The following is a 26,246-nucleotide window of genomic DNA, read 5'->3' on the forward strand; positions in this document are numbered from 1 at the left end:
CCCTTCCATGGCGACTGGAATTACACCATCCACCCCTCCTCAAACAGCAATCAGAGCAGTTAAATTCGGGCGAGCCCTTAGCGGCTGCACGGATCGGAACTCGACCGGGTCGATCCGACGAAAGCGACCGTCTCGAAGTGGCGTGGCGATGAGTCGCTCGACGGTGGAGGGAGCTGGCGTCGGACTGGCGTCCGACGCGGGCAGTGTTCGGGACTCGGGCTCGCCGTTCCCCGTCTCGGACGTTAGAACTCTCGCAAATATTCGGATCTGCGATCGTGAGGGTGGCGGCAATCCAGGCGGAGGTTAACCTTGCTTGAGGCACCGGCCCAGGATGTTCGGCCGAGGTCGTCATTTTCGTAGGCATCTACCGCCAATAAGCGCCGCGCCGGATCCGCACCTTCAAACTCGTGAACGATCCTCAGTTCGCAGCCAAGGTTCGCGACATCGTAGGGTCGGATGTCGATCCGCCGCCCATGCCCGGTGCTTGCGATTGACGACAGAAGCCAGATCCAAGCGCTCGGACTCATGCCGCGGGGTCGCCCAAGGAGGTGGCGCGCCGGCACCCTGACGCTGACTACAAGCACCACGGCACAATGACGCTGTTCGCGGCTCTCGACATGGTGGAAAGGGCTGTCGGCGCTTGCAGGCAGGCCATTGCCATCAGGAGTTTATCCTTCCTCAAGGCCGTCGAAAAAACCGTCCTGGCCGCCAGGGCCATGCACGTCAACCGCGATAATCACGCCGCACATAAGCACCCGAGCGTGATCGCTTGGCTCGCCCTCCACCCCTGCATCACCTTCCACTTCACCCTGACCAGCGCCTCCCGGCTCAACGCCGTCGAGGGCTTTTTCGCCATCCTAACGAAGCGGCGACCGCGACCCGGAAGCTACCTCGGAGTTGTCGAGCTGCAGGCCGCGTTTCACGCAAGTTTCTCCGCTGCGAACGGTCGGTCTTGCAAGCGTCACCGACCAACCTTGGGTCGGGTCTTCTAATTCTTCAAATGCTGCACTGATGGAACGCGTTGCAGGACTGACAAGCGGGACTAAAGCGGCTTCGGGAGATCAAACCGTTAGCCAGCAATATAAGCGTATTTTAACAGATATGCTTCAGTATGTCGCAGGTAAAAACTACCGAGAGCATCTTGTTCAAGAGATTTCATCAGGATCGGCATGGGGCGGCAGCGGTGGAGTTTGCGCTGCTTGGACTCGTCGCCCTGACCTTGATCCTAGAGACGATGCAGGTCGGCTTTTTCTTCTGCTGCTCAGTCTTCCTTGAGCGTGCCACCGACAAGGCGATGCGCGCGATCCAAATTGGCACGGTGTCCGCGCAAGGCATGAGCGCCGATCAGTTCCGCTTGAACGTGTTCTGCGCCGCCCTTCCGCTCGGGATGTCCTGCTCAAGGGTCATCTTGGACATCCGGACGGCCAATGTCGGAACGAGCCCCGCCGGGTACTATGCTTTCGTCAAATCCGATCGGTCCGGTCTCCAGCCGTTGCCGATGGACAACTCGAAGACAAGCTTCTGTCCAGGAGCGCCGAGCGTGCACGTCTTCCTTCAATCTTTCTACGCCATGCCTACGATCAGTCCGTTCTGGACGGCGCTCTCGTCTGTGTCATGGAACGGCGAGAACGTCCATTTCGTCGCGCAAACGTCCGTCTTCAAGAATGAACCATTCGAGCACAGCTATGCGGCGACCTGCTGAAGGCGCGCCTCCTCGGAGAGCAGGTTTTATAGTTGATCGAAGAGGCTTGTCCGCCGTCGAATTTGCATGCTTCGCCCCGGTGTTCATCCTGCTTCTTCTCGGAGGCGCCGATATGCTGCGGTATGTCATTGCCTGTGACCGCGTGGAGTCCATTGCAAATTCCATAAGCCTCATGTTGGCGCAGAATAGCTTGGGGACGATAAACTATCAGGATGTGCAATTCTATCACGATTCCGCCATGTTGACCTATCCTTCGCTCCTGTCCGAAGGCAATAGACGCAACGTCGATTGGGCTTCCACAATCTCTATCTCGATGGCAGCCGTCACCTTCACAACGGACCCGTCTTGCTCGAGCAATTGCACCTATTCGGCCAGCGCGGTCTGGTCTGGAGGCGATGCGCCGCGATCGTGCTCGATTGCGATGATGTCGGCGCCCGACAATGCTGCTCCATCTCCAACGACCCTGCCGGTCCATGTCTTCGCACCCGGAACGATTATTGTCGCCGACGTGGTCTACCAGATGAGACCACTGTTCCAGTCTCGATTTTTTGACGGCATCACGATCCGGCGATCCGCCTATGCGACGGCGCGGCTGACGCCAATGATCAAATATCAGATTGTTTCGGGTGACAACGGGATTGCTCAACCTTGCCTGGGATATACAACGTGACAGGCCGGCATTTGGTTAGATTTTACTGTGCCAGGTTCGGGGGGATAGACCGTAAGCCGCGTCCTGCCGGATCCGTCATGCTCGCCTCGCTCAAGCCGCTCATCAAAGGGTTCCTTGCCTTTCGCAATGATCTGAGCGGCAATATCGGCATGATTTTCGCTTTTGCGCTGCTGCCGGCGATCGGTTTGATCGGGCTCGCAGACGACTTTGCCACGGGCATCATGGCGAAGCGGAGGCTTGACGCGGCCGCCGACGCCGCTGTGCTCCACGCAGTTTCCAAATCCTCCAACCCGAACCTCGACCAAACGACCCAGGACGCCGGCCGAGCCAGCTTCGACGCGCAACTCGGCAACGCCTCCAACATTACCGTCGTCAGCGTCTCCCTCACCTCCGGCTACGTTGATGGGAACCTGCAGGTAACCCTGAAATACCGGGCCACCGTACCGACGAATTTCGGCTCGCTGTTTCAAGTCCCGACGCTTTTCCTATCGGGATCGGCCGTGGCTGTGGCGCCCATCCCGGCTTACGCCAACTTCTACTTGCTGCTCGACAATTCTCCCTCGATGGGGATCGGTGCCACGGTAGATGACATCACACAACTGCAATCGTTGACCGGCGGTTGCGCCTTCGCGTGTCACGAACACACGTCTAGCAGCGGACGGATCACCGGCGACAACACGAGCGACAACTACCATATCGCCAAGAACAACAACGTCGTGACGCGCATCGACGTTGAACGAATCGCGGCTCAACACCTGTTTGATTCCGCGACGGCAAATCAGCAGTACCCCAATCAATACAACGCGGCGATTTACACGTTCAGCGATGTCTTGCAAACGATCGCGACGCTTTCTTCCAATCTGAGCGATGTCGCCTCGCAGGCACAGAACATCGACCTCGCCTATTCGTACTTTGACCACCGGGACACCCAGACGTCCTACGACACCGCCTTCAGCTACATGTCGAACATCATCACGCAGAGCGGGAATGGGCTCACGAGCTCAAGCCCGATTTCCTACCTCTTCGTCGTCACGGATGGTGTGCAGGACGAGCCTGTGGGAACCGGCTCCGGCTCCAACAACAAGCCCGACAAGTGGGTTTCGCCGTCGACGCAAACTTCCCCTCCCGGTACTGCTTCGCCGAACCTTTCGAACACTCTGACTGGGAATTTCAATAGCAACAGCCACAGGCTGATCTCGACGTTTTCTTCGGGCTCATCTATTGCGCTGTCACAGTGCCAATCAATGAAAGCTCAAGGCATCAAGATTGCCATCTTGTATACGACATATCTTCCCATCAATAATGATAACACCTACAAATCTTACGTTGCTCCAATTTCCAGTAAAATTCCTACGGATCTCCAAGGCTGCGCTTCCCCTAACTTGTTCTTCACCGTCACCCCTTCGCAGGGCATCGATGATGCCATGAAGGCGATGTTCAAGGCCGCAACATCTGGCTTGCCTCGGCTGACACAGTAGATCTGAGGAGACGTTAAGTACCGCGCGGCTTCGTCCGTGTCGTGGGCAGCGCGGCGGCCGGGTCGTCCGGCCAGGGATGGCGGGGATAGCGGCCCTTCATGTCGGCCTTGACCGCTGCCCAGGAGCCCCGCCAGAAGCCCGGCAGGTCGCGCGTGATCTGGATTGGCCGACTGGCGGGCGAGAGAAGGTGCAGCACGAGGGGCACGCGGCCGCCCGCGAGAGCCGGATGGGTCGACAGCCCGAATAATTCCTGCACCCGCACAGCGATGCCCGGGCCGCCTTCGCCCCTGTAGTCCACGGCAAGGCGCGATCCGGTCGGGGCTTCGAAATGCGTCGGGGCCTCTTGGGCAAGGCGGCGACCCATATCGTAGGGCAGGAGGGATTTGATGGCCTGATCGAGCACCGAAGCATCGATCTCGGCGACCCTTGTCCTGCCAGCGAGATAGGGGGCCAGCCAGGTTTCGATCGATACGGCGAGGGTTGCATCGGACAAGTCCGGCCAGGGATCACCCTCGGCGCCACGCAGGAACGAGACCCGGTCCCGCCATTGCTGCAGGTCCTTGGTCCAGGGGAGGCGATCGAGACCGAGATCGGCCACGCCGCGCGCAAGCAGGCCCGTTGTCTCCGGACCCGCTTCGAGCGGGAGGATGCGCTCAGTCAGCACCAACGCCCTGAGCCGACGTTGTTCGCGGCGGGTGAGGCCAGCTCGCTCCTTGTCGAATCGCGTTTCGTCAATCCGTTCGATCGCGTCGCCCGCGACCGCCTCGATCTCTTCGAGCGTCAAAGGTGCAGCCAGCAGAATGCGGGTCGCCGCGGCGCGTCCGACGAGTTCCCCTACGGCCAGAAAGGGTTCCCGGGCGAGCCGGTCCGCCGCTTCGACCGACGCCGCACGACCGTTCACAAGAAGAAATGTGCCTGGCGCACCACGGGCCTTCGCGATCCGCTCGGGGAACGCGAGAGCCAGGAGGTGGCCGGCGCTCAGATCTTCGTGATCCCCACCGGTGCCATCCCCAAACCTTGCGGCGGCACGCGCCAGCGAGCGGGCGAGGATGCGCGCCGAATCGGCGCGGCCCGAGCGGTCTTGACGCCATCGCGTGAGCCGATCCTCCGCATCCGTGCCGGTGCCCCCGAGAGCGCGTTCGATCAGCAGTACGGCAACCTCGGCCCCGCGCTGCGCTACGCCGCGTCCGGCCGCGACCGTCACCATGCGGGCCAGCCGTGGCGGCAGGGCAAGGCTCGCAATGTCGCGCCCCATCGCGGTGGGGGCGCCCTCGACCGTGAGGGCGCCAAGATCCTGGAGCATGGTCCGGGCCGCCGTGACGGCGGGCGCGGGGGGTGGGTCCAGCCATCGCAGCTGCGCGGGCTCGCGAACGCCCCATACCACAAGATCGAGGAGAAGGCCGGACAGGTCGGCATCGAGGATTTCGGGGCGCGCGAAAGCCTGGAGGGCTCCGTTCCCGGCTTCCTCCCACAGCCGGTAACAGACGCCCGGCTCCGTGCGTCCCGCGCGACCGCGCCGCTGGTCGGCCGCGGCGCGCGACACGCGCACGGTTTCCAACCGCGTCAGGCCCATATCGGGTTCGAAGCGCGGCGCGCGCGTCAGTCCGCTGTCGACCACCACCCGGACGCCCTCGATCGTGAGCGACGTTTCGGCGATGGAGGTGGCCAGCACCACCTTGCGCCGGCCTGGGGACGCCGGTTGCACGGCGCGGTCCTGTGCGGCGCGATCCATGGCGCCGAACAGCGGTGCGATATCGATCGTGGATGCGACGCGCTCGGCCAGCAATCCTGCCGCCCTGGTGATTTCCCGCTGGCCCGGCAGAAAGGCGATGACCGAGCCTTCCTCCTCACGCAGGGCCCGCAGGACCGCGGCCACGACATCATTCATGATGTCGCGCGAGGGGTCGCGGCCAAGATAGCGCGTCGCCACCGGAAAGGCGCGCCCCTCGCTGACGAGAAGCGGCGCGTCGTCCAGGATGGCTGACACCCGGGCCCCATCGAGCGTTGCCGACATGACGAGGAGGCGCAGGTCGTCGCGCAAGGCCCCCTGCACGTCGAGCGCGAGCGCGAGGCCGAGGTCGGCGTCGAGCGAGCGCTCGTGATATTCGTCGAAGATGACTGCGGCGATGCCGTCGAGCGCGGGGTCGTCGAGGATCATGCGGGTGAAGACACCCTCGGTGACCACTTCAATGCGCGTTCGGGCCGATACCCGCGTGTCGAAACGCGCCCGCAAGCCGACGGTCTCGCCCACCTTTTCCCCAAGCGACGCGGCCATGCGCTCTGCCGCCGCCCTGGCGGCGAGGCGACGAGGCTCCAGAATGATCAGCCGGCCGCCGGCGGTCCAAGGCTCGCCCAGCAGCATGAGGGGGACCCGCGTCGTCTTGCCTGCGCCAGGGGGAGCCACCAGCACGACGCGTGATCCGTCGCGCAGGAGCTGGACGAGATCGTCGCGAACGGCCTCGATGGGCAAGGACACCGGGGTCTTGGTCATGCGCCTGGGTTTGGCGGCACGACCCCGCTTTGTCCAGCCGACGAGGTACGGAGATCGAGGGCGCAGAGCCGAGACACAGTGTCACGACGAAATTTTGGCGTCGCAGCATGATTTAATGCTGGGGCCTTCTCGTGCGGTGTCGGAACGGATATATCCCTTGCGCCCTGAGGACCCTTTCGCAAAGTGGGTCCGAGACGATTGGAATGACGCAGAACACCATGCGCGATACATCGGTCTCGCCCGCGACTGCTGAGGCGGGTCAGGAACAAGGCCATGGCGCCAAGACCGGCTTTTGGCCGATGGTCCTCGGCTCGATCGGTGTCGTGTATGGCGACATCGGCACAAGTCCTCTTTATGCGCTGAAAACAGCGTTGCATCACACGAGCGAGACCGCCGCCACGCCCCGCGAGGTGATCGGGGTCGTGTCGCTTCTGATCTACGCGCTCGTGTTCACGGTGACGGTCAAATATGTGATCTTCCTGATGCGGGCCGACAACAAGGGTGAGGGCGGCACGCTCTCCCTCATGGCGCTCGCGCAAGGGGTGCTGAAGCGGCGCGGCCGCGTCGTGTTCCTGCTTGGCGTCACTGGAGCCGCGCTGTTTTCCGGTGATGCGATCATCACGCCGGCGATCTCGGTCCTGTCCGCCGTCGAAGGGCTCGGCGTCGCCGAACAGGGGCTTATTCCCTACGTGCTCCCCATCACGGTGGTGATCCTGATCACGCTCTTCGCCGTGCAGCGGTCCGGCACCGCCAAGGTCGCCACGTTCTTCGGCCCTATCATGCTGGTCTTCTTCGCGCTGATCGGCGTCTTGGGGATCTGGCACATCGCCGATTCGCCGCAGGTGCTGTTGGCTTTCAACCCGCTGCGCGGCCTCGCCTTCCTGTTCGGCAGCGGTGGCTCCGGCTTCGTCACCCTCGGCCTGGTATTCCTGGCCGTCACGGGCGCCGAGGCGCTCTATGCCGACATGGGCCATTTCGGCCGCCGTCCGATCCAATTGGCTTGGCTGGTCTTCGTCCTGCCCGCACTCCTCCTGAACTATCTCGGGCAGGGAGCCCTGGTGCTGAAGGATCAGGCCGCCATCAAGGACCCCTTCTTCCTGATGGTGCCGGGCTGGGCTTTGATCCCCTTCGTGATCCTGTCCACCGCGGCGACCGTCATCGCGAGCCAGGCCGTGATCACCGGAGCCTTTTCGCTGATCCGGCAAGCGATTCAGCTTGGGCTACTGCCCCGCATGGAAATCCAGCACACGTCGGAGACGACGGAAGGGCAGATCTTCGTGCCACGGGCGAACCGATTGATGTTGATCGGCGTGTTGCTGCTCGTGTTCCTGTTCAAGTCGTCCGACGCGCTCGCCAATGCCTATGGCATCGCAGTGACCGGGACGATGGTCGTGACCACGCTGCTCGCCTTCTTCGTGGTGCGTTATCTCTGGCGTTGGCCGCTCATCACTTCGGTGCTGGTCATCGGCTTCTTCCTGGTCATCGACCTCGCGTTCCTGATCGCCAATCTCGTGAAGGTGCTCGATGGCGGTTGGGTGCCGCTCATTCTCGCGGTCGGCTCGATGTTGATCATGTGGACCTGGGTGCGCGGCACGGCGCTTCTGTCGCAGAAGACGCACCGGGACTCGATCTCGACGCGCGACCTCATCCGTATGCTGGGCAAAAGCAAGCCGACACGGGTTCCTGGCACGGCCATCTTCCTGACGAGCGACCCCGATGTCGCCCCCTCGGCCCTCATGCACAACCTGAAGCATAATAAAGTGCTGCATGAGCGCGTGCTGATCGTGTCCGTGCGCACCGAAGATCAGCCGCGCGTGGCCGCCGCGAACCGATTCCAGATCGAGAAGATCTCGGACGACTTCACGACCGTGATCCTCCACTACGGCTATATGGAACTGCCCCGCATGCCGGCGGCGCTGGCCAATCTGCGCAAGGCCGGGCTGAAGTTCGACATCATGACGACGTCTTTCTTCCTCGGTCGGCGTTCGCTGAAGCCCTCACCCAATTCCGGCATGCCACGCTGGCAGGATCTCCTGTTCATCGCTCTGTCGAAACAGGCCGCGACCGCGACGGACTTCTTCTCGATTCCGTCCGATCGGGTGGTGGAATTGGGTGCGCAGGTGTCCGTGTGAGGGGATGCCGGCGCGTCCCCTAAGTTTTCTCGGTCTGTCGGGCAGCCTACGCGGCGCCTCGACCAACACGGCGCTTCTCGAAGCGGCGCGGCTCCTCGCGCCGCCGGATCTTCGGGTCGACGTCTACAATGGCTTGGGCGATCTGCCGTTGTTCAATCCGGATCTGGATGAGCCCGGGCGACCCCCACCTGCGGCTGTCGCGGCTTTCCGTTCGGCCGTGGACACCTGCGATGGCCTGCTCGTCGCTTGCCCCGAATACGCCCATGGCGTGCCCGGCGCCTTCAAGAATGCGCTCGACTGGCTTGTCGGGGGGCCTGAATTTCCCGGCAAACCCATCGCCCTCTTCCATGCCACGACGCGCGGCACGCATGTCCGCGCCGCGTTGACCGAAATTCTAAGCACGATGTCGGGCCTTATCGTCCAAGGTGCGACGCTCGCGCTGCCGCTGCTCGGGCGACATGAGAGCCCTCAAACCATCGCAACCAACGCCGACCACGCGCGGGAGATTGGATCGGCGTTGCGGTTTTTCGCCTCGTGCGTGCGCTCAATCCCCGCACGCTAGCCAACGCAACATTCGCTTACCAGCGCTGTTATCGAGACGCTGGGATTGGTGTCTGCAATGCTGTCGCTCAGATCGTCCCTCGGCCGATGCCCGTATACGCGAAATCACGCCGCAGCAGGTCCTCGGGCCGATAGACGTTGCGCAGGTCAACTAGGACTTTCGCGCTCATGATCTCGCCGAGCCTGATGAAATCGAGGGCGCGGAACTCGTCCCATTCGGTCACCAGAACCAGGGCCGCGGCGCCCTCGGCGCAATCATAGGCGTCCTTGCAATAGATCACGGTTGGCATGAGGGGCTTGGCCATCGCCATGCTTTCGGGATCATAGGCCCGCACCGTCGCGCCCGCCTCTTCGAGCGCCGCCACGATGGCGAGCGAAGGCGCCTCCCGCATGTCGTCCGTATTGGGCTTGAAGGCGAGACCAAGCAGACCGATCGTCTTCCCCACTACCGAACCGCCGCAGGCCGTGATCACCCGCTCCGCCATCGCACTCTTGCGACGTTCGTTCACCGCCGCCACTGCCTCGACGATGCGCAGGGGTGACCCGGCATCCTGCGCAGTCTTCACCAGGGCGAGCGTGTCCTTCGGAAAGCAGGAGCCGCCATAGCCGGGGCCGGCATGAAGGAACTTGGTGCCGATGCGATTGTCGAGGCCGATGCCCCGGGCGACATCCTGCACATCGCCGCCCACCTTCTCGCAGAGATCGGCGATTTCGTTGATGAAGGTGATCTTGGTCGCCAGGAACGCATTCGCGGCGTATTTCGTCAGCTCCGACGTGCGACGGCTCGTGAACAAGATCGGCGATCTATTAAGGAAGAGTGGCCGATAGAGTTCCGACATGACGTCGCGGGCGCGTGCATTGTCGGTGCCGACAACGATGCGGTCGGGCCGCTTGAAATCCGTGATGGCCGCGCCCTCACGCAGGAATTCGGGGTTCGATACGACCGCGAAATCGGCGTCCGGGCGCTCCTCGCGGATAATCCGCTCGACCTCGTCACCGGTGCCGACCGGCACGGTCGACTTGGTGACCACCACCGTGAACCCTTGCATGGCCGCCGCGATGGAACGGGCCGCCGCATAGACGTAGGAGAGGTCCGCATGACCGTCGCCGCGCCGCGACGGCGTGCCGACCGCGATGAAGACGGCTTCGGCCTTGCCGACCGCAGCCGTGAGATCGGTCGTGAAAGCGAGACGACCGTCCTTGGCATTGTTGACGACGAGCTCTTCGAGGCCAGGCTCGAAGATCGGGATCTTGCCTTTCTGAAGCGCCTCGACCTTTGCCAGGTCGAGATCCACGCAGGTGACCACATGGCCGAAATCGGCGAAACAGGCCCCTGACACCAGGCCCACATAGCCCGAGCCGATCATTGCAACCCGCATGATACCCCGCAGTGCAGCATTACCGTAGCGTTACCTGTACCGCGAGGCAGGTCATCTTCTCAACCGCCAATGTTGAATGCCGCCAATGCCGCCATATTGACGATGTCCGAATCCTTCGCCCCCAGGGGGACGATCTGGACGGGGCGGTCGAGCCCTACGATGAGCGGCCCGATCAGCGTCGCGCCACCGAGCTCCTTCAACATATGGGTGGAAATCGACGCCGAATGGAAAGCCGGCATGACGAGCACGTTGGCCGTATCGGACAGCCGACAGAACGGATAGGCGGCCATGCGCTCCCGGCTCAGCGCGACATCGGCCGCCATCTCACCGTCGTACTCGAAATCGACGTGCATGCCGTCAAGGATTTCGACCGCCTCCTGCACGTGCCGGGTGCGTTCGCCGGCGGGATAGCCGAAGGTTGAAAAGGCGAGGAGCGCCAGGCGCGGCTCATAGCCGAGCCGGCGCGCGACTCCGGCGGCCTCGACCGCGATCGCGGCCAGTTCCGTCGCATTCGGCAGTTCCGTGATGGCCGTGTCGGCCACCAGCACCGTGCGGTCGCGCGCGATGAGCATGGACAGACCCATGAGCCGATGGCCCGGCCGATGGCCGACGACGCGCTGCACCTCTTCGAGTGCGATCGAGAAGTTGCGCGTGACGCCCGTCACCATGGCGTCGGCATCCCCGTTCGCCGTCATGGCGGCGGCGAAATGGTTGCGATCCTGGTTGATCAGGCGCTGGCAGTCGCGCAGCAGGAAGCCCTTACGCTGCAGGCGCTCGTAGAGGAACTGCGCGTAAACGCTGTTGCGGCGTGACAGAGCCGCATTGTGGATCTCGATTCCCTTGACCTCGGCGAGATCGAGACCGGCCAGGCTGGCGTTGGCCTTGATGCGGTCTTCACGGCCGACCAGGATCGCGGTGCCGAGCCCCTGGCTGACGAAAGAGAGCGCCGCGCGCAGCACCTGTTCTTCCTCGCCCTCGGCGAAGACCACGCGCTTGGGGTAGCGCCGGACCTTCTCCATGATGCTTTGCAGGGCGCCCGCGACCGGATCACGCCGCGCCGAAAGCTGCGCCTTGTAGCCGTCCATATCGACGATGGGCCGTCGTGCGACGCCGCTGTCCATGGCGGCGCGGGCGACGGCGGGCGGGATCGTATGGATCAGCCGCGGGTCGAACGGCACCGGGATGATGTAGTCGCGCCCGAAGCGCGGCCGCGACCCCTGATAGGCGACCGCCACCTCGTCCGGCACATCCTCGCGAGCGAGATCGGCCAGCGCATGCACGGCCGCGATCTTCATTTCCATGTTGATGGTGGTCGCCCGTGCATCGAGGGCGCCGCGGAAGATGTAAGGGAAGCCGAGGACATTGTTGACCTGGTTCGGATAGTCCGAGCGGCCGGTCGCCACGATCGCGTCGTCCCGCACCGCATGGGCCTCTTCCGGCGTGATCTCCGGGTCGGGGTTCGCCATGGCGAAGATGATCGGGTTGGGCGCCATGCTCTTCACCATGGCGGGCGTCAGCGCCCCTTTGGCCGAGAGGCCGAAGAAGATGTCGGCCCCTTCCATGGCGTCTTCGAGCGTGCGTTTGCCCGTCTCGACCGCGTGGGCCGACTTCCACTGGTTCATGCCGCTCGTTCGGCCGCGATACACGACGCCCTTGGTGTCGCAGAGCATCACGTTCTCGGGCGCGAACCCCATGGCTTTGATGAGGTCGAGACAGGCGATGCCGGCCGCGCCCGCCCCGTTGCAGACGAGCCGGGTCTCGCGGATGTCGCGGCCGGTCAGCTTCATGGCATTGATCATGCCGGCGGCGGCGATGATGGCCGTGCCGTGCTGGTCGTCATGGAACACCGGAATGTCCATGAGTTCGCGCAACCGCTCCTCGATGACGAAGCACTCGGGCGCCTTGATGTCTTCGAGGTTGATGCCGCCGAACGAGGGGCCGAGATAGCGAACCGCGTTGATGAACTGGTCGGCATCCTCCGTATCGACCTCGAGATCGATCGAATCGATGTCGGCGAAACGCTTGAACAGCACCGCCTTGCCCTCCATCACGGGCTTCGAGGCGAGTGCGCCGAGGTTGCCGAGGCCGAGAATGGCGGTGCCGTTCGAGATCACCGCCACCATGTTGCCACGCGACGTGTAGTCGAAGGCTTTCGAGGGATCCTCGTGGATCGCCTTGACCGGCACCGCGACGCCCGGCGAATAGGCCAGCGAAAGGTCGCGCTGCGTTGCCATGGGCTTCGTCGGCACCACTTCGAGCTTGCCGGGCTTCCCTTGCGAATGAAAGTGCAGCGCCTCTTGATCGGTGATGGTCGGCCGTTTCGGGCGACGGCTTCCTGTGTCGGTCATGATGTTTGTTTCCGCTCCCTTTGGAACGGTGTTAAGCACGCAGCCCCTCGCATCACAAGCCTCGGTCGAGGCTCGTTCTCGTCTCGAACCAAGCCAGCGCGGAGGGAGCATCTCGGCGTAGCAAAAAGCGCCAACGGCGATGAGCCGATGGCGCTTTCGCGTTGTGCTGGAGAATGTCGGGCGGGAGGCAACTCCCCGGTGAGCCGCCGCTGTTTCAGTTCGGTGGCTGGGGCGTCAGGCCGTTGCGGCTTTTCCTCTGCGCCGCATCCCGTATCGAACGGCACCAAAGCCCAGGAGAGCCGTCCCGAAGAGCGGAAGAGAGGCCGGGAGCGGGACGGCGGAGAGCGTGACGGGGCTGAATTCAAGCGCTTGTTCGTAGCCGTTCACCGCATTGGGATCGATCCCTGCGCTGCTGAGGTAAGAGCCCCAAGGGTTTATGAAAGCACCGAGGCCACCGAGTGGACCTGAGCCGAGCGGCGCCACAAAGCCACCGACCCCGAGACCCATGCCGGTCCCTCCCGGGACTGGATCGGCCTCGACCGAATAACCGCCGAAGAAGCTGTAACTTGGCGTCTGAGCCGTGCCGTTGACGGAGAATTTCGAGAAGGCCGCAATGAAATTGACGGGAACCGCAGCGTCGAGGCCGACCTGGTTGATGGTCCAGTTTGCATTGTAGCTCGCCAACGGACCACCATTCGCAGTCGTATAGTCGAAAACGAGCCACTCGCTGCCTCCGCCTGCCGGGACGATCGACAGGGTCAGATTCACGGCCCCACCATCGAGAGCCGTGGTGCCAGGCGTCAGGGTCACAGTATCGGTGAAGTTATCCGGTGAATTTCCGGCCTGGACCTGAAAGGTGCTGCCAAGAACAAATAATGAGCTTGCGCGGGCCGCACTGGGAGTGGAAAGAATAAGCAGGCTGGCCATTAGAGCGTATTTCGGATTCATCTTCAGAACTTTCTTCGATGTGCCGCATCACCCCGGATTTGGGCTCCTGAACATGAGATTTAATTAATCTGAAAGGGCGCGCAATTGGACGAAAGTCCCGCGACGGTCGTAGGACCAGAGGCGTTGCAGCAGACCTTGGTCCGCTTGTCTGCAGCCGTGTTCGCGTTCCATAGTCTGATGCATGAAGATGCTGATCGTGGACGATCATCCCATCATCCGAGAAGGCCTTGTCGCGCTGTTCCGGCAGATCGGTGCGGAGACGGTCATTCTGCAGGCCGGCACTGCCGCGGAGGGCCTTCGGCTGCTCACGCAGCATGCCGATCTCGATGTTGTGGTTCTCGATCTCGTCATGCCCGGCATGGACGGCTGGCAGGCGATCTCGGCCTTCGGACAAGCCCGGCCGGAGGTGCCTGTCGTCGTCCTGTCCTCCTCTGAAAACCCGCAGGATGCCCGCAAGGCGTTGGCGCAGGGGGCGCTCGGCTATGTTCCGAAATCCGCCGGCCAGCAGACCCTTCTTTCGGCGATACGACTCGTTTTGAGCGGCGACATCTACCTGCCGCCGCTGCTTCTGACCGAGGTGAGCGCCGCGCCGAACACCGCTTTGCGGACAGTTACGGACCAAGGCCGGTCGGTCCTGACCGATCGTCAGATCGACGTGCTACGAAAATTGAGCGAGGGGCGATCCAATAAAGCGATCGCGTTCGAACTGGATATCGCGGAGAAAACCGTCAAGGCGCATGTCACGGCGATCTTCAGGGCCCTGAATGTGGTCAATCGTACCCAGGCGGTGGCGGCGGGCCGGGAAGCCGGCGTCATTTAACTGTCGACCGAGAGTTCCTCCCGCGCGGCTTCACTTGCGTCCGCGGACGCCATCAAATTGATGATTGCCGCACGGAGCTTGCTGTTCGACACCGGCTTGTGCAGCAGCAAAAGGCCGCTCGCCTGGGCTTCGGAAAGCCGGTCCGGTGCCGTGTCTCCCGTGATCAGCAATGCGGGCAGCGGTTCGTTGTATTCGGAACGCAGCCGCTCGATGACATCGATGCCGTTTTCGCCCTCGCGCAGCCGATAATCCGAGACGAGGAGGCCCGGCTGGACAGGGCAGGTCGAGAGCCTCCGGATCGCCTCGTCACCGGAAGCGGCCGCCACTACGTCATATCCCCACCCCGTCAGCAGGCTTTGCATGGCGGCGCGGATCGCCTCTTCGTCGTCGATGACGACGATCAGCCCATGCGCCGGAGCACCGGACACGTCTCCGCCAGCGGGTTCGATCTCCCATCCCGGACCTGAGGCCATAGGAATGGACACCTCAAAGCAGGAGCCGTGGCCGGGGCGCGACTGGAGCTTGAGCCGACATCCCAACAGATCGGTCAGACGCCGGACAATGGCGAGTCCAAGGCCAAGGCCCTTGGCACGGTCGCGCTCCGAATTGCCCAGTTGATAGTATTCCTGGAAGATCTTGTCGTGCTGTTCGGGCGGGATCCCCGGCCCTGTGTCCCAGACCTGGACCAAGACCTCGCCTTGGCGTCGACGGCAGCCGACCAGGATCCGTCCCCGTTCGGTGTAGCGCACCGCATTCGAGACGAGATTGCGCACGACGCGTTCCAGGAGGACGGGATCGCAATCGACCACGGCCGCGCATCCTCTCGCTTTCAGCGAGACGCCCTTGAGCTTTGCGTCTTCGGCGTGATCACGGCAGATGCGATCCAGCAACGATCCGATGACGAAGGGCTGCCGCTGCACCTCGACGGCGCCTGCGTCGAGCCGGGAAATGTCGAGGAGCGCGGTAAACAGGCTGTCCATCGCGTTGGTGGAGACCTCGATCTGTTCGACGAGCCGGCGTCCTTCGAGCGGCAAGGCGACGCCACGCAAGGCGCCGACGAACAGGCCGAGGGCGTGAACGGGCTGGCGGAGATCGTGGCTGGCGGCGGCCAGGAAGGTCGATTTGGCTTTGTTCGCCTGTTCGGCAATGTCCTTCTGCCGCTGCAGATCCCCCGCCATCTCCTCGGTCCTGATGCGCAGGCCGACAAGCTGTTTGAAGGACAGGTTGGCTTTGACTCCGAGACCCCCGATGAAAAGGATAAAAAGGAGGACGAGTGTAAAGCTTGCGTGTTGCACCGGATCGGCGGAGAGCAAGGCCGCGATCAAGGCGGGGATGGTTGCCGGCAGAAACAGAGCAAAGAAAGCCGGCAGGTAGGGACTGAAAGCCGGGATCGAGCCGGCGGCGACGCCGGCCATGATCAAGACCGTGAGATGTTTCACGTCGGAATTGCCGCCAACTGTCAATCCGATCGGGGCCCAGCCCCAACCAATCCCCTCGGCAAGGCATATCGCCGTGAAAAGATGAGCCCAGAGGCGCCAACGATCGCCAACAGGTCGCGACCGCCGATAGGCCCGGCAAAGCAGGATATGGCCCACCGCGCAGATCGCGATATAGGACGTCCAGGTTATTCCGGTGCGCCATCCCAAGACGCCGAGATGACACAGCACAGCCGCCAGGTTTCCCGCCGCGAAGGCCGCGCCGCACACGCCGACCGTGACGGTGCCGAACACGGCCTCGATCTGCTCGACGCCGGTACGTTCGGTCGGAAGCGCTTCGGGCCGGGGCAATGACGGTATTTCGGGTGCCAATGTCGATGTGGCTCCGTGCCTCGTGACGCCGCCGATGCCTGTGGAACCCCGATAGCCCCAACCGGCCTCTTTGGCTGCACCGGGATCGCTTTGTGGATAATCTTCGGACATTGCGGCGGAAGTGAATAGTCGAACGACTCGATCTCTGGCGAAAGCCTTAAGCCCCATCTGCCGCATGATTTCTCTGCGTACGGGTCGCGAGGCGGTTCCGCGACGAGCGACATCGATCGTTCTCGGCATGCTTCACAGGACAGTGGACGGTGGCACGCGGAGGCGTGCGCCGCGGAGCCACATTTGCTAGCATCGGCCGATGTCCAATTCCGCCGCCCGACCCGTGGACCTGCGCGAGACGCCTCAACCGTCCGTCGGCACGATCGACGACGCGCGCGTCACACCCATGATGCAGCAATATCTCGGCATCAAAGTGCAGTACCCCGATTGCCTGCTGTTCTATCGCATGGGCGATTTTTACGAGCTGTTCCTTGACGACGCGGAGATCGCCGCCAAGGCGCTCAATATCGTCCTCACCAAGCGGGGGAAGCATCAGGGGGAGGACATCGCCATGTGCGGTGTGCCTGTCGATCGCTCCGACGACTACCTTCACCGCCTGATCGCCCTCGGCCACCGCGTCGCCGTCTGCGAGCAGATCGAAGATCCGGCCGAAGCCCGGAAACGCGGTGGCAAGTCGGTGGTCAAACGGGCTGTCGTGCGCCTCGTGACGCCGGGGACGCTGACGGAAGACCGGCTGCTCGAACCGTCGCGCGCCAACCATCTCGTCGCCTTATCGCGCCTCGCCGAAAGCGATGTCTTCGGCGTCGCGGCCGTCGATATCTCGACCGGGAGCTTCACGGTCGCCGAGACGCCGTCCGGAAGCCTGCCGGCCCTTTTGGCCCGGCTCGCGCCGAGCGAGATCGTGCTGGCCGATGCGCTCCATGCCGACGGCGTCGTCGCCGACATGGTGGCGGAATCCAAGGCGGCCGTGACGCCTGTCGCACGGGAATTCGCCGAGGCGGGCCTCGCCGAGCGACGGCTGCGCGACTGGTACGGCGTCGAGACGCTCGACGGTTTCGGCCGCTTCTCCCGCGTCGAGATCGCGGCGGCCGCCACAGCCGTGGCCTATGTGACCCGCACCCAGGTTGGCGCGCGCCCGCAACTGCAGGCGCCGAGCCGCATCGAGCAAAGTGGCGCGATGGAGATCGACCCGGCGACGCGGGCCAATCTCGAACTCACGCGCACGCTCGGGGGTGAGCGCGCCGGCTCGCTGATCGACGCGATCGACCAGACCGTGACCTCGGCCGGCGGCCGGCTCCTCGCCGAGCGTCTCGCCGCCCCCCTGACCGATCCAGCCGCGATCGCCGAACGCTTGGATGCCGTCACCTGGACGCTCGTGGACGGCGCCACCCGCACCCGGCTGCGCGCGCTTCTCAAGGCTGCGCCCGACATGGCCCGCGCCCTCTCGCGGCTGGCGCTCGATCGGGGCGGTCCGCGCGACCTCGCGGCCCTGCGGGACGGCCTTTCGGCCGCCCGCGCCGTGGCCGGGCTGCTGAACTCGGCCTCGAACCTGCCCGCCGAACTCCTTGCCGCCGCCGCCGCGGCGCAAGCGGTCGGTCAAGAGCTCGTGGAGGGTCTCGCGGCCGCCTTGGCCGACGATCTGCCGCTGCAGAAACGCGACGGCGGCTTCGTACGGCGGGGCTACGACCCGCGGCTCGAAGAGACCCGTGCCTTACGGGACGAGACCCGGAGCGTCATCGCGGCCCTGCAAGGGCGCTATGCCGAGGAGACCGGCATCCGGACGCTCAAGGTCAAGCATAATTCCGTCCTGGGTTTCTTCATCGAGGTCAGCCAGGCGACCGGCGAAAGCTGGCTGAAGCCGCCCCAGAACGCGCTGTTCATCCATCGGCAGACCATGGCGGGCGCGATGCGCTTCGCGACGGTGGAACTCAGCGAACTCGATCAGCGCATCGCCGCCGCGGCCGGTCAGGCGGTGGCGCTCGAACTCGCCGTCTTCGACCGGCTCGCCGCCGCCGTCTTGGCTTCGGCTCCGGCGATCCGGGCTGCCGCCGACGGGCTCGCCGCGATCGACGTCGCCTGTAGCTTGGGCGAGATCGCCGCGAGCCGAAGCTGGGTGCGGCCGAGCGTCGACACGAGCCTGGCCTTCGCGATTCAAGGCGGGCGGCATCCGGTGGTCGAGGCGGCGCTGCGCACGCGCGGCAAGGGCTTCGTGGCGAACGACTGCGATCTCAGCGGAACCCCGCCACGCGGCCAAGCCAAGGGCGGTGGCCGGATCGCCGTGGTCACGGGCCCCAACATGGCCGGCAAATCGACCTTCCTGCGCCAGAACGCCGTCATCGCGCTGTTGGCGCAGACCGGATCCTTCGTGCCGGCCACGAGCGCCCACATCGGGATCGTCGACCGTCTCTTCTCGCGCGTCGGCGCGGCCGACGATCTGGCGCGCGGCCGCTCGACATTCATGGTCGAGATGGTCGAGACCGCCGCGATTCTCAATCAGGCAGGCCCGCGGGCGCTGGTGATCCTCGACGAGATCGGACGCGGCACCGCGACCTTCGACGGACTGTCGATCGCCTGGGCGGCGGTCGAGCATCTGCACGAAGTCAATCGCTCAAGGGGGCTCTTCGCGACCCACTACCACGAGCTCACGGGCCTCGCCAAATCCCTGAAGCGCCTGCAGAACCTCACCATGCGGGTCACCGAGTGGCAGGGCGATGTCGTGTTCCTGCACGAGGTTCTGCCGGGTGCCGCCGACCGGTCCTACGGCATCCAGGTCGCCAAGCTCGCCGGACTGCCGCGTGCCGCCATTGAGCGGGCCCGCAGCGTGCTGGCGCAGCTCGAAGCCACGTCACGCGCCGCGCCGGTCGCCCGTCTCGTGAACGATCTCCCTCTCTTCGCCGTGACCGCGCCCCCGGCGCCGGTGGCGGGCTTCGCCGAACCGCGCGCCGATCCGTTACGCGACGCGCTCGACGCCATCAACCCGGATGAGTTGACCCCGAAGGCCGCCTTGGACGCGCTTTACGCGCTCAAGCGTGTCCGGGCGGGAGCCGTGTAATATATCGCCGGCCTACCATCGGGCTTTGGCGGCGTCATCCGTGGGCTTGGCCTCGACCCAGGCCTCGGCGGAGCGTGGGTCGGCCGCGCTGCCGTCCCGATGCTCGCGTTTCCAGAACGGGGCGTCGGTCTTCATGAAGTCCATCAGGAATTCGGCCGCCGCGAAGGCGGCGGCACGATGGCGCGAGGCGGTCGCGACGAGCACGATCGGCTCGCCCGGACGAATCAGTCCATGGCGATGGATCATGCTGAGACCAAGCAGCGGCCAGCGCCGCTCGGCCTCGATGGCGATGCGTTCGAGTTCGGCCTCCGCCATGCCGGGAAAATGTTCGAGCTCCAGCGCCGTGAGTGTTCCCGCCTCGTCGCGGCAATAGCCCACGAAGGTCACGACGGCACCGACATCGGTCCGGCCGCCCTGCAGGGCCTGCGTTTCGTGCGCCGCGTCGAAGACGTCCGCCGTGACCGCGATGCGCCGCATCTCAGCCGCCCGTCATCGGCGGGAAGAACGCCACCTCCCGCACCCCGGCGATCGGCGCGTCGTGCCGCGCATGGGTGCGGTCGAGCGCCGCCCGGATGGTCGACGCATTCTCGAACGCATAGGCGTAATTGTCGCCACGCCCGCTCAGCCAGCCGATGAGTTCGCCAACGGTGCCCACATGAGACGGGGGCGACAACTGTTCCTCGCCCTTGCCGATCCGTTCGCGGACCCAGGCGAAATAGAGGGCTTTCATGGCGTCACTCCACCACGTGCTTGATCCCGGCCTTCATGTAGTCCCAGCCCGTATAGAGGGTCAGGAGGGCCGAGATCCAAAGCAGCGTGAGACCGATGATAGTGGTGCCGGGCAGCACCACATCGCCGGCCGGGCCGGCGATCAGGAAGCCGACCGCGATGAGCTGCAGCGTGGTCTTGTATTTCGCCACTTTGGTGACCGGAACCGACACGTTGAGTTCGGCCAGGAATTCCCGCAGGCCGGACACGAGGATTTCGCGGCACAGGATCACGATGGCGGCCCACAGGGACCAGGCCGCGATGGTGCGGTCGGCGACGAGCACCATCAGGGTCGCAGCGACGAGAAGCTTGTCGGCGATCGGGTCGAGCATGCGGCCGAGCGAGGATTGCTGGTGCCAGGCGCGCGCCAGATAGCCGTCGAAGAAATCCGAGATGCCGGCCGCGACGAAGATGCCGAGCGCGAGCCAGCGCATCCAGAACGCATCGGTCGACAGCAGGCAGCCGGCCAGAACCGGCACGGCGAGGACGCGCCCGTAGGTGAGGATGTTCGGCAGGTTCCAGGCTGGGCTGGTCCGCTGGACGGTCGAAAAGGCCATATGGGGAGGGAGCATGGGGAGGCGCGTCGCGTCAAGGTCGGATCGACCGGGGTGTCACCCCGCCCGCTCATGAAAGAAGTCGTAGATCCGCTTGGCGGTTGCGGCATTGACGCCCGGCACGCGGGCGAGATCGTCGAGGCTTGCGCGGCCGATCGCCTTGGCGGTGCCGAAAGCGTGCAGCAAGGCCCGCTTCCGGGCGGGACCGATGCCGCCGATCTCGTCGAGCGGACTTCGGGTCAAGTCCTTCTTGCGCCGCGCCCGATGCGTCCCGATGGCGAAGCGATGCGCCTCGTCCCGCAGGCGTTGGACGAAATAGAGCGCCGGATCGCGTTCCCCGAGCTTGAACGGATCGCGGCCCGCCGCGAAGAAGGTCTCGCGGCCGGCGTTGCGGTCCGGCCCCTTGGCGATGCCCACCACGGCGACGCCGTCAGGGCTCCCGTCCGGCCCGAACAGCACCGGCACGCCGAGTTCGGCCAGAATCGCGCGGACCGCTTCGAGTTGGCCTTTGCCGCCGTCGATCAGGATGAGATCGGGCCAGAGCGGCGCGTCATCCGGTTCGGGGGGCGGTGGGGCCTCGCCATCGACGGCCGGATCGGAGCGTGGGCGGCTTTCCTTGATCAGGCGCGAGAAGCGGCGGCCGAGCACTTCGCGCATCATGCCGAAATCGTCGCCGGGCGTGAGGCTCTGATCCTTGATGTTGAAGGTGCGGTACTGCTGCTTCATGAAGCCCGAAGGCCCCGCCACCACCATCGCCCCGATCGCATTGGTGCCCTGGATGTGGGAATTGTCGTAGACCTCGACGCGCCGCAACGTTTTGGGGATGGCAAAGGCCGCCGCGAGCGCGCCAAGCAGCTTCTCCTGGCTGGCCGTGTCGGACAGTTTGCGGGCGAGGGCTTCGCGACCGTTCTGGGCGGCGCGGTCGACGAGCTCCCGCTTCTCGCCCCGCTGCGGCGCGGCGATCTCGACCCGGTAGCCCGCGCGTTCGCTCAACAGGGTTTCGAGCACCTCGCGGTCCTCGATCTCGTGCGACAGCAGGATCAGCCGGGGCGGCGGCTTGTCGAGATAGAACTGGACCAGGAACGAATCGAGCACCTCGGCCGGCCCGAAGCTCTTGTCGGCACGGGGGAAGAAGGCACGGTTGCCCCAGTTCTGGAAGGTGCGGAAGAAGAACACCTCCACCACGAATTGGCCGGCCTCCTGGCCCACCGCGAAGACATCCGCCTCCTCGACGCTCTTCGGGTTGATGCCCTGCGACCCCACGATGGCCGACAGCGCCGCGATACGGTCGCGCAGCCGTCCGGCGCGCTCGAATTCGAGGAGTTCGGCCGCCTGGACCATTTCCTCGGCGAGCCGGTTGCGCACGAGGCCGCTCTTGCCTGACAGGAAACCGCGCGCCTCGCCCACGAGATCGCGGTATTCGTCGTCGTTGACCTCCTGGGTGCATGGCCCCGAGCACCGCTTGATCTGGTAGAGCAGGCACGGCCGGGTGCGGTTCTCGAAATAGCTGTCGGTGCAGGAGCGCAGCAGAAAGGCGCGCTGCAGGGCGTTCAGGGTGCGGTTAACGGCCGTGACGCTCGCGAAGGGACCGAAATAGTCCCCCTTGCGGTTGCGGGCGCCGCGGTGCTTGACGAGCTGCGGCGCGCGGTGATCGCCGGTGATCAGGATATACGGGAAGCTCTTGTCATCCCGCATCAGCACGTTGAAGCGGGGGCGCATCTGTTTGATATAATTGGCTTCGAGAAGCAGCGCCTCGGTCTCGGTCTCGGTCGTGACGAAGACCATGCTGGCGGTGGCGGCGATCATGCGGGCGATGCGGTTGGTGTGACCGGCCGCGCGCGTGTAGCTCGCCACTCGCTTCTTCAGGCTTTTGGCCTTGCCGACATAGAGCACCTCACCGTCGGCGCCGAGCATCCGGTAGACGCCCGGGCCGAGCGGCAGATGTCGCCAATGGTGCCGAATGATGGCGGCACCGCTGCGCACCGAGGCCGGCGCGGCTTCGTCATCGAGCCCAAGGTCGACGCCGGAGGCCGCCTCCTCGAAATCATCCTCCGTGCCGTCGCCGTCGAACAGCGCGGCCTCGGCCTCGTCAGGCAGGTCGGCGTCGAGCGGATCGGGCAGCAGTTTTTGTTGCGGGCGACTCATAGGGGAGATGTAAGCGCCCGCGACGATGGGGGGAAGGGCGTGTCATCAGGAGCGATGCCACGCCGTCCCGAGATCGCCGATTGGGCCTCAGAACTCTTCCCAATCCTGCGTCTGGGATTCGGGCGCCGGCTTCGGTGCGGCTCCGCCGCGCCCTGTCGGCTTGAGAGCCGCCACGGGACCCGGGCGCCGCGCCGGTCGGGTTCCCGCCTTCGCCGGACCCGACCCGGTCTGGAACCTGCTCACCAGTGCGACCAGGCGTTCGGTCTCGCCCGCCAAGTTGCGGCTCGCCGCGGTCGTTTCCTCCACCATGGCGGCATTCTGTTGCGTGACCTGGTCCATCTGGCTCACGGCACGATTCACCTCGTCGAGGCCCGTGGTCTGCTCCTTGGCGGCCGCGGCGATTTCGCCGATGATCGTATTCATCTCGTTGACTTGCTTCGCGATCCTGCCGAGTGAGTCGCCGGTGCGTTCGACAAGCTCGACACCTTGGCTGACCTGGGAGGATGACGCCGAAATCAAGGCCTTTATCTCCTTGGCGGCTTCGGCGGACCGTTGCGCCAGAGCCCGGACTTCCGAGGCCACCACCGCGAAGCCGCGCCCCGCGTCGCCGGCCCGCGCCGCCTCGACGCCGGCATTCAGGGCCAGGAGATTGGTCTGGAACGCGATCTCGTCGATGACGCCGATGATCTGGACGATTTGTCCGGCCGAGCGTTCGATGCCCCGCATGGCGCCCACTGCCTCGCCGACGATGCGGCTTGACTCCTCCGCGTCCCGCTTGGCCCCGGTCACGACGTCGCGGGCATGGTTGGCGCCTTCGCTGGTCGTGCGGACCGTGGCGGTGATCTCATCGAGCGCGGCGGCGGTCTCTTCGAGCGTCGCGGCTTGCTGCTCGGTGCGTCGTGAGAGGTCGTCGGTGGCGGTCGAGATCTCGCCTGTCCCTGAACGCAGTGTATCGGCGTCGCTGACAATGGCGCTGACGACCGTCCGGAGCTGATCGAGCGCGGCGTTGAAATCGCGGCGTAGGCCGTCGTAGCCGTCGGGAAACGGCTGCGTGATCAGGCCCGTGAGATCGCCCTGCGCCAGTCGCGTGAGACCGGCCGCGAGTCCATCCACCACCTCGCTTTGGCAGCGCGCCGCTTCGGCGCGCTCACGGTCGGCGTGTTCCCGCACCCGCTCCTGTTCGGCGGCGAGGCGCGCCGTCTCGGCCGCCAGAGCATCCCCCTTGATGAGGTTGCTGCGGAAGATCTCGACGGCCGCCGCCATGGCGGCAACCTCGTCCTGGCCCGCCGTGTCCACCGTGACGGTCCTGGAGCCCGCCGCCAAATGGTCCATCGCGCTCGACAACCGCGTCAGGCGCTGGATTACAACGCGTCCCACATAGAGCCAGCCCACCAGGAGCGAGGCGAGGAGAACCAGCACGCTGATCGTGCCGTTGACGATCAGGCTGAAGCGGGTGACTTGGTCTGAATGAGCGAGGGCCGATGTGGCGGCCTCCTGCTCGGTCTTGACGAGCTTGTCGACTTCGGTCGCGAGATCGGCCGAAAATTTGGCCAGAACGGACCCCGTCAGTTCAGCGTCGGACTCGATCTGGGTTTCCTGATCGCGCAGCGAAAAGATGCTGTCGAGGCCGGTGCCGCCGCCCAGGATGGTGCGCGTCAAGGCTTGCGCCTTGTCGTGATCGGCTCCCTCGGTCAGCATCACCATGGCATTCGTCAGGTCGATTTCCGATCCTTGATAGAAGGTCTTGATGTCGTTGGCGGCGTCGCCCTGTGCGATGTTTTGCGCCGCGGCAAGCATGCCCGCGGCGAGATTCGCGTTCGATTGCAGGCTGAGCGCGTTGCGCAGCCTCGGGAGTTCGACCTCGGCCAGCCGCTTGGCGACGGCTCCATCGGACCCGGAAGCCTGCAGGCTCTTCAAGGACGCGCCCACGCTGGTCTCGAAGCCCTGCGAGATCGGCTGCATGAGGTTTGTCAGATCACGATAGCTGGTGCGCAGCGTCGCGCTGCGGCCATCGAGCTTCGTGGCCACCGCGATGCGATTGGCCGTCAAGGCCCTCAGTTCCTCGATTTTACCACCCAGGGCCGCGCTGGCCTTGGTGGCGGCATCGAGCGTGCTCGGATCAGGCAGAAGGGTGCGCAGGGTCTCGAGGCGTTTGTTCTGCTCTGCCAGCAGCCCCGCGACCTTCTTGGCCTCCTGGTCGAGTGACGCCTGATCGGTTTGGCGTGCAAGCGCCGGCGCCTCAGCCGCGAGAACCGCGCTGCCCTGCGCCAGGGCCATGGAGGCCGTGACGGTCGGCAACGTGTTGGTGCCGAGGGTCTTCACAATCCCCATGGTCTGAAGCGCGAAGAATGAACTGGACACGCCGGCGACGGCAGTCAGGCCCGCAAGGCCGGCGAATGCGAGGCCGAGACGCGCTCCGATCCCGAAGCAGTGGCGTTTGCCGGATCGCCTCGGTGCGCCGCCGTTTGTCCTGCCCATTAAAAGCCTCCTTGAACAGCAGAGGCTTAGATCACCGGCCTTAAGGGCGGGTTGAGGGCTTGGGTTAGCGACCGGTTGACGGCGCCCGACCTAAAGAAGCGAGGGCGTCACCTCGAACAGCATCGAATCGAGGTCGAACCCGCCCTCCGCATCGATCGCGAAATAGCGGCGCACCGGGGCGCTTGCATGGGCCTGCAGGTGACGCAGCGCGGCTTTGCAGATGTCGGGCGTGCGGGTGCGCGCCGTCCAAGAGTCGAATTCCATCCGCATCTTGCGGCCCGATAGCGCCGTCGCGCTCCATCCGGCATCCTCTAAAGCGGTGACCAGTTCCGCCGCCGTGGCGTTGCGCACATGCGAGGCGTCACGCAACAGCTCGATCGCCTGCAGATGGGTGTCGAGGAGCGGATGGGCCGGCGAAACCACGTCGATGAAGACGCCGAACCCCCCGGGCTTCACCACCCGCCGCGCTTCCCGAAGGCCGGCCTGTCGATCGTGCCAGTGGTGAACGGTGAAGCGGCACAGCACGGCGTCGAACGAAGCATCGGCGAAGGGCAGGCGTTCGGCGGCCGCTTGCTGCACCGTGATGTTGCTCAAGCCGCGCGCCGCGGCCGTGCGGGCCACCTCGTCGAGCATGTCGGGTGTCAGATCGCAGGCCACCACCTCGCCGACGTGCGGGGCCGCGTGATAGCTCACATGGCCGCCGCCGCAGCCGAGGTCCAGCACGCGGGCCGGTGCTGTCGCGCGCAGAATCTCGGCGATGCGGTCGAGGTCGGGGCCACCGCTATGCACCGCGCTCGCCACATAGGCGGAGGCGCGGGGGGCGTAGTGGTCGGCGACAAAACTATGTTGGGTCTCGTTCATCGGTCTTCTCCATCTGCGCCGTGACGGTGAAGCGAATCG

19 protein-coding genes are annotated in these 26,246 nt (G+C 64.8%); 8 read left to right on the plus strand and 11 right to left on the minus strand.

Annotated elements, in window-relative coordinates; all coding sequences use genetic code 11:
- The first annotated feature begins 593 nt into the window (after nucleotides 1-593).
- From M8523_RS20220 to M8523_RS20235, 4 genes are all read left to right on the plus strand, one after another.
- The gene (locus tag M8523_RS20220) at nucleotides 594-992 is read left to right on the plus strand and encodes a hypothetical protein (protein ID WP_345894272.1); all 399 of its coding nucleotides are present in this window, start codon (nucleotides 594-596) and stop codon (nucleotides 990-992) included.
- Between the two features lie 149 nt (nucleotides 993-1,141).
- Nucleotides 1,142-1,702, plus strand: a complete 561-nt coding sequence (locus tag M8523_RS20225) for a TadE/TadG family type IV pilus assembly protein (protein ID WP_282586715.1) — start codon at nucleotides 1,142-1,144, stop codon at nucleotides 1,700-1,702.
- Between the two features lie 46 nt (nucleotides 1,703-1,748).
- On the plus strand, nucleotides 1,749-2,372 hold the full coding sequence (locus M8523_RS20230; protein WP_282586716.1) for a TadE/TadG family type IV pilus assembly protein: 624 nt from the start codon (nucleotides 1,749-1,751) through the stop codon (nucleotides 2,370-2,372).
- Between the two features lie 77 nt (nucleotides 2,373-2,449).
- Nucleotides 2,450-3,850 carry a pilus assembly protein TadG-related protein gene (locus M8523_RS20235; RefSeq protein WP_282586717.1) on the plus strand — a complete coding sequence of 467 codons (1,401 nt, stop codon included), beginning with the start codon at nucleotides 2,450-2,452 and terminating at the stop codon, nucleotides 3,848-3,850.
- A 13-nt stretch (nucleotides 3,851-3,863) separates the two neighbouring features.
- Here the strand turns inward: M8523_RS20235 and hrpB are convergent, their stop codons facing one another.
- The gene (gene hrpB / locus M8523_RS20240) at nucleotides 3,864-6,341 is read right to left on the minus strand and encodes an ATP-dependent helicase HrpB (RefSeq protein ID WP_282586718.1); all 2,478 of its coding nucleotides are present in this window, start codon (nucleotides 6,339-6,341) and stop codon (nucleotides 3,864-3,866) included.
- 203 nt (nucleotides 6,342-6,544) lie between these two features.
- Between hrpB and M8523_RS20245 the strand changes: the two genes are divergently transcribed.
- Nucleotides 6,545-8,473 (plus strand): potassium transporter Kup, encoded by a 1,929-nt coding sequence (locus M8523_RS20245; RefSeq protein ID WP_282586719.1) that lies wholly within the window; start codon nucleotides 6,545-6,547, stop codon nucleotides 8,471-8,473.
- Between the two features lie 4 nt (nucleotides 8,474-8,477).
- Nucleotides 8,478-9,035 (plus strand): NADPH-dependent FMN reductase, encoded by a 558-nt coding sequence (locus M8523_RS20250; RefSeq protein ID WP_282586720.1) that lies wholly within the window; start codon nucleotides 8,478-8,480, stop codon nucleotides 9,033-9,035.
- 67 nt (nucleotides 9,036-9,102) lie between these two features.
- Here the strand turns inward: M8523_RS20250 and M8523_RS20255 are convergent, their stop codons facing one another.
- The 3 genes from M8523_RS20255 to M8523_RS20265 form a co-directional block, all read right to left on the minus strand.
- Nucleotides 9,103-10,413, minus strand: a complete 1,311-nt coding sequence (locus M8523_RS20255; RefSeq protein WP_282586721.1) for a UDP-glucose dehydrogenase family protein — start codon at nucleotides 10,411-10,413, stop codon at nucleotides 9,103-9,105.
- Between the two features lie 59 nt (nucleotides 10,414-10,472).
- Nucleotides 10,473-12,761 (minus strand): NADP-dependent malic enzyme, encoded by a 2,289-nt coding sequence (locus tag M8523_RS20260; RefSeq protein ID WP_282586722.1) that lies wholly within the window; start codon nucleotides 12,759-12,761, stop codon nucleotides 10,473-10,475.
- A gap of 234 nt (nucleotides 12,762-12,995) precedes the next feature.
- A complete protein-coding gene (locus tag M8523_RS20265) occupies nucleotides 12,996-13,571 on the minus strand; it encodes a hypothetical protein (RefSeq protein WP_282586723.1) in 576 nt (191 codons plus the stop codon).
- 319 nt (nucleotides 13,572-13,890) lie between these two features.
- Here M8523_RS20265 and M8523_RS20270 point away from each other — a divergent pair, with 319 nt between their 5' ends.
- Complete coding sequence (locus M8523_RS20270) at nucleotides 13,891-14,529, plus strand: response regulator (protein WP_282586724.1); 639 nt, start codon at nucleotides 13,891-13,893, stop codon at nucleotides 14,527-14,529.
- On the opposite strand, the gene M8523_RS20275 is transcribed toward M8523_RS20270, so the two are convergent.
- Complete coding sequence (locus M8523_RS20275; RefSeq protein ID WP_282586725.1) at nucleotides 14,526-16,337, minus strand: ATP-binding response regulator; 1,812 nt, start codon at nucleotides 16,335-16,337, stop codon at nucleotides 14,526-14,528. The genes M8523_RS20270 and M8523_RS20275 overlap by 4 nt on opposite strands.
- Before the next feature lie 310 nt (nucleotides 16,338-16,647).
- Between M8523_RS20275 and mutS the strand changes: the two genes are divergently transcribed.
- Nucleotides 16,648-19,401, plus strand: a complete 2,754-nt coding sequence (gene mutS / locus M8523_RS20280; RefSeq protein WP_282586726.1) for a DNA mismatch repair protein MutS — start codon at nucleotides 16,648-16,650, stop codon at nucleotides 19,399-19,401.
- A 12-nt stretch (nucleotides 19,402-19,413) separates the two neighbouring features.
- Here mutS and M8523_RS20285 read toward each other — a convergent pair whose 3' ends face one another.
- The 6 genes from M8523_RS20285 to M8523_RS20310 form a co-directional block, all read right to left on the minus strand.
- A complete protein-coding gene (locus M8523_RS20285; protein ID WP_282586727.1) occupies nucleotides 19,414-19,878 on the minus strand; it encodes a molybdenum cofactor biosynthesis protein MoaE in 465 nt (154 codons plus the stop codon).
- A 1-nt stretch (nucleotide 19,879) separates the two neighbouring features.
- Nucleotides 19,880-20,131 (minus strand): molybdopterin converting factor subunit 1, encoded by a 252-nt coding sequence (gene moaD, locus M8523_RS20290; protein ID WP_282586728.1) that lies wholly within the window; start codon nucleotides 20,129-20,131, stop codon nucleotides 19,880-19,882.
- A gap of 4 nt (nucleotides 20,132-20,135) precedes the next feature.
- Complete coding sequence (gene pgsA, locus M8523_RS20295; protein ID WP_428350950.1) at nucleotides 20,136-20,741, minus strand: CDP-diacylglycerol--glycerol-3-phosphate 3-phosphatidyltransferase; 606 nt, start codon at nucleotides 20,739-20,741, stop codon at nucleotides 20,136-20,138.
- A gap of 39 nt (nucleotides 20,742-20,780) precedes the next feature.
- On the minus strand, nucleotides 20,781-22,868 hold the full coding sequence (uvrC, locus tag M8523_RS20300; protein WP_282586729.1) for an excinuclease ABC subunit UvrC: 2,088 nt from the start codon (nucleotides 22,866-22,868) through the stop codon (nucleotides 20,781-20,783).
- An 87-nt stretch (nucleotides 22,869-22,955) separates the two neighbouring features.
- A complete protein-coding gene (locus M8523_RS20305) occupies nucleotides 22,956-25,346 on the minus strand; it encodes a methyl-accepting chemotaxis protein (protein WP_282586730.1) in 2,391 nt (796 codons plus the stop codon).
- A 90-nt stretch (nucleotides 25,347-25,436) separates the two neighbouring features.
- Entirely contained in the window at nucleotides 25,437-26,207 is a 771-nt protein-coding gene (locus tag M8523_RS20310) for a class I SAM-dependent methyltransferase (RefSeq protein ID WP_282586731.1), read from the minus strand.
- Nucleotides 26,208-26,246: the final 39 nt, after the last annotated feature.

Source organism: Lichenifustis flavocetrariae (assembly GCF_026130545.1).
Classification (GTDB): Bacteria; Pseudomonadota; Alphaproteobacteria; order Rhizobiales; family Beijerinckiaceae; genus Lichenihabitans; species Lichenihabitans flavocetrariae.

Coding starts and splice junctions, on each gene's coding strand:
- M8523_RS20220 (WP_345894272.1), top strand. CDS start 594: ATGACGCTGTTCGCGGCTCTCGACATGGTGGAAAGGGCTGTCGGCGCT.
- M8523_RS20235 (WP_282586717.1), top strand. CDS start 2,450: ATGCTCGCCTCGCTCAAGCCGCTCATCAAAGGGTTCCTTGCCTTTCGC.
- hrpB (WP_282586718.1), bottom strand. CDS start 6,341: ATGACCAAGACCCCGGTGTCCTTGCCCATCGAGGCCGTTCGCGACGAT.
- M8523_RS20245 (WP_282586719.1), top strand. CDS start 6,545: ATGACGCAGAACACCATGCGCGATACATCGGTCTCGCCCGCGACTGCT.
- M8523_RS20250 (WP_282586720.1), top strand. CDS start 8,478: ATGCCGGCGCGTCCCCTAAGTTTTCTCGGTCTGTCGGGCAGCCTACGC.
- M8523_RS20255 (WP_282586721.1), bottom strand. CDS start 10,413: ATGCGGGTTGCAATGATCGGCTCGGGCTATGTGGGCCTGGTGTCAGGG.
- M8523_RS20260 (WP_282586722.1), bottom strand. CDS start 12,761: ATGACCGACACAGGAAGCCGTCGCCCGAAACGGCCGACCATCACCGAT.
- M8523_RS20270 (WP_282586724.1), top strand. CDS start 13,891: ATGAAGATGCTGATCGTGGACGATCATCCCATCATCCGAGAAGGCCTT.
- mutS (WP_282586726.1), top strand. CDS start 16,648: ATGTCCAATTCCGCCGCCCGACCCGTGGACCTGCGCGAGACGCCTCAA.
- M8523_RS20285 (WP_282586727.1), bottom strand. CDS start 19,878: ATGCGGCGCATCGCGGTCACGGCGGACGTCTTCGACGCGGCGCACGAA.
- moaD (WP_282586728.1), bottom strand. CDS start 20,131: ATGAAAGCCCTCTATTTCGCCTGGGTCCGCGAACGGATCGGCAAGGGC.
- pgsA (WP_428350950.1), bottom strand. CDS start 20,741: ATGCTCCCTCCCCATATGGCCTTTTCGACCGTCCAGCGGACCAGCCCA.
- uvrC (WP_282586729.1), bottom strand. CDS start 22,868: ATGAGTCGCCCGCAACAAAAACTGCTGCCCGATCCGCTCGACGCCGAC.
- M8523_RS20305 (WP_282586730.1), bottom strand. CDS start 25,346: ATGGGCAGGACAAACGGCGGCGCACCGAGGCGATCCGGCAAACGCCAC.
- M8523_RS20310 (WP_282586731.1), bottom strand. CDS start 26,207: ATGAACGAGACCCAACATAGTTTTGTCGCCGACCACTACGCCCCCCGC.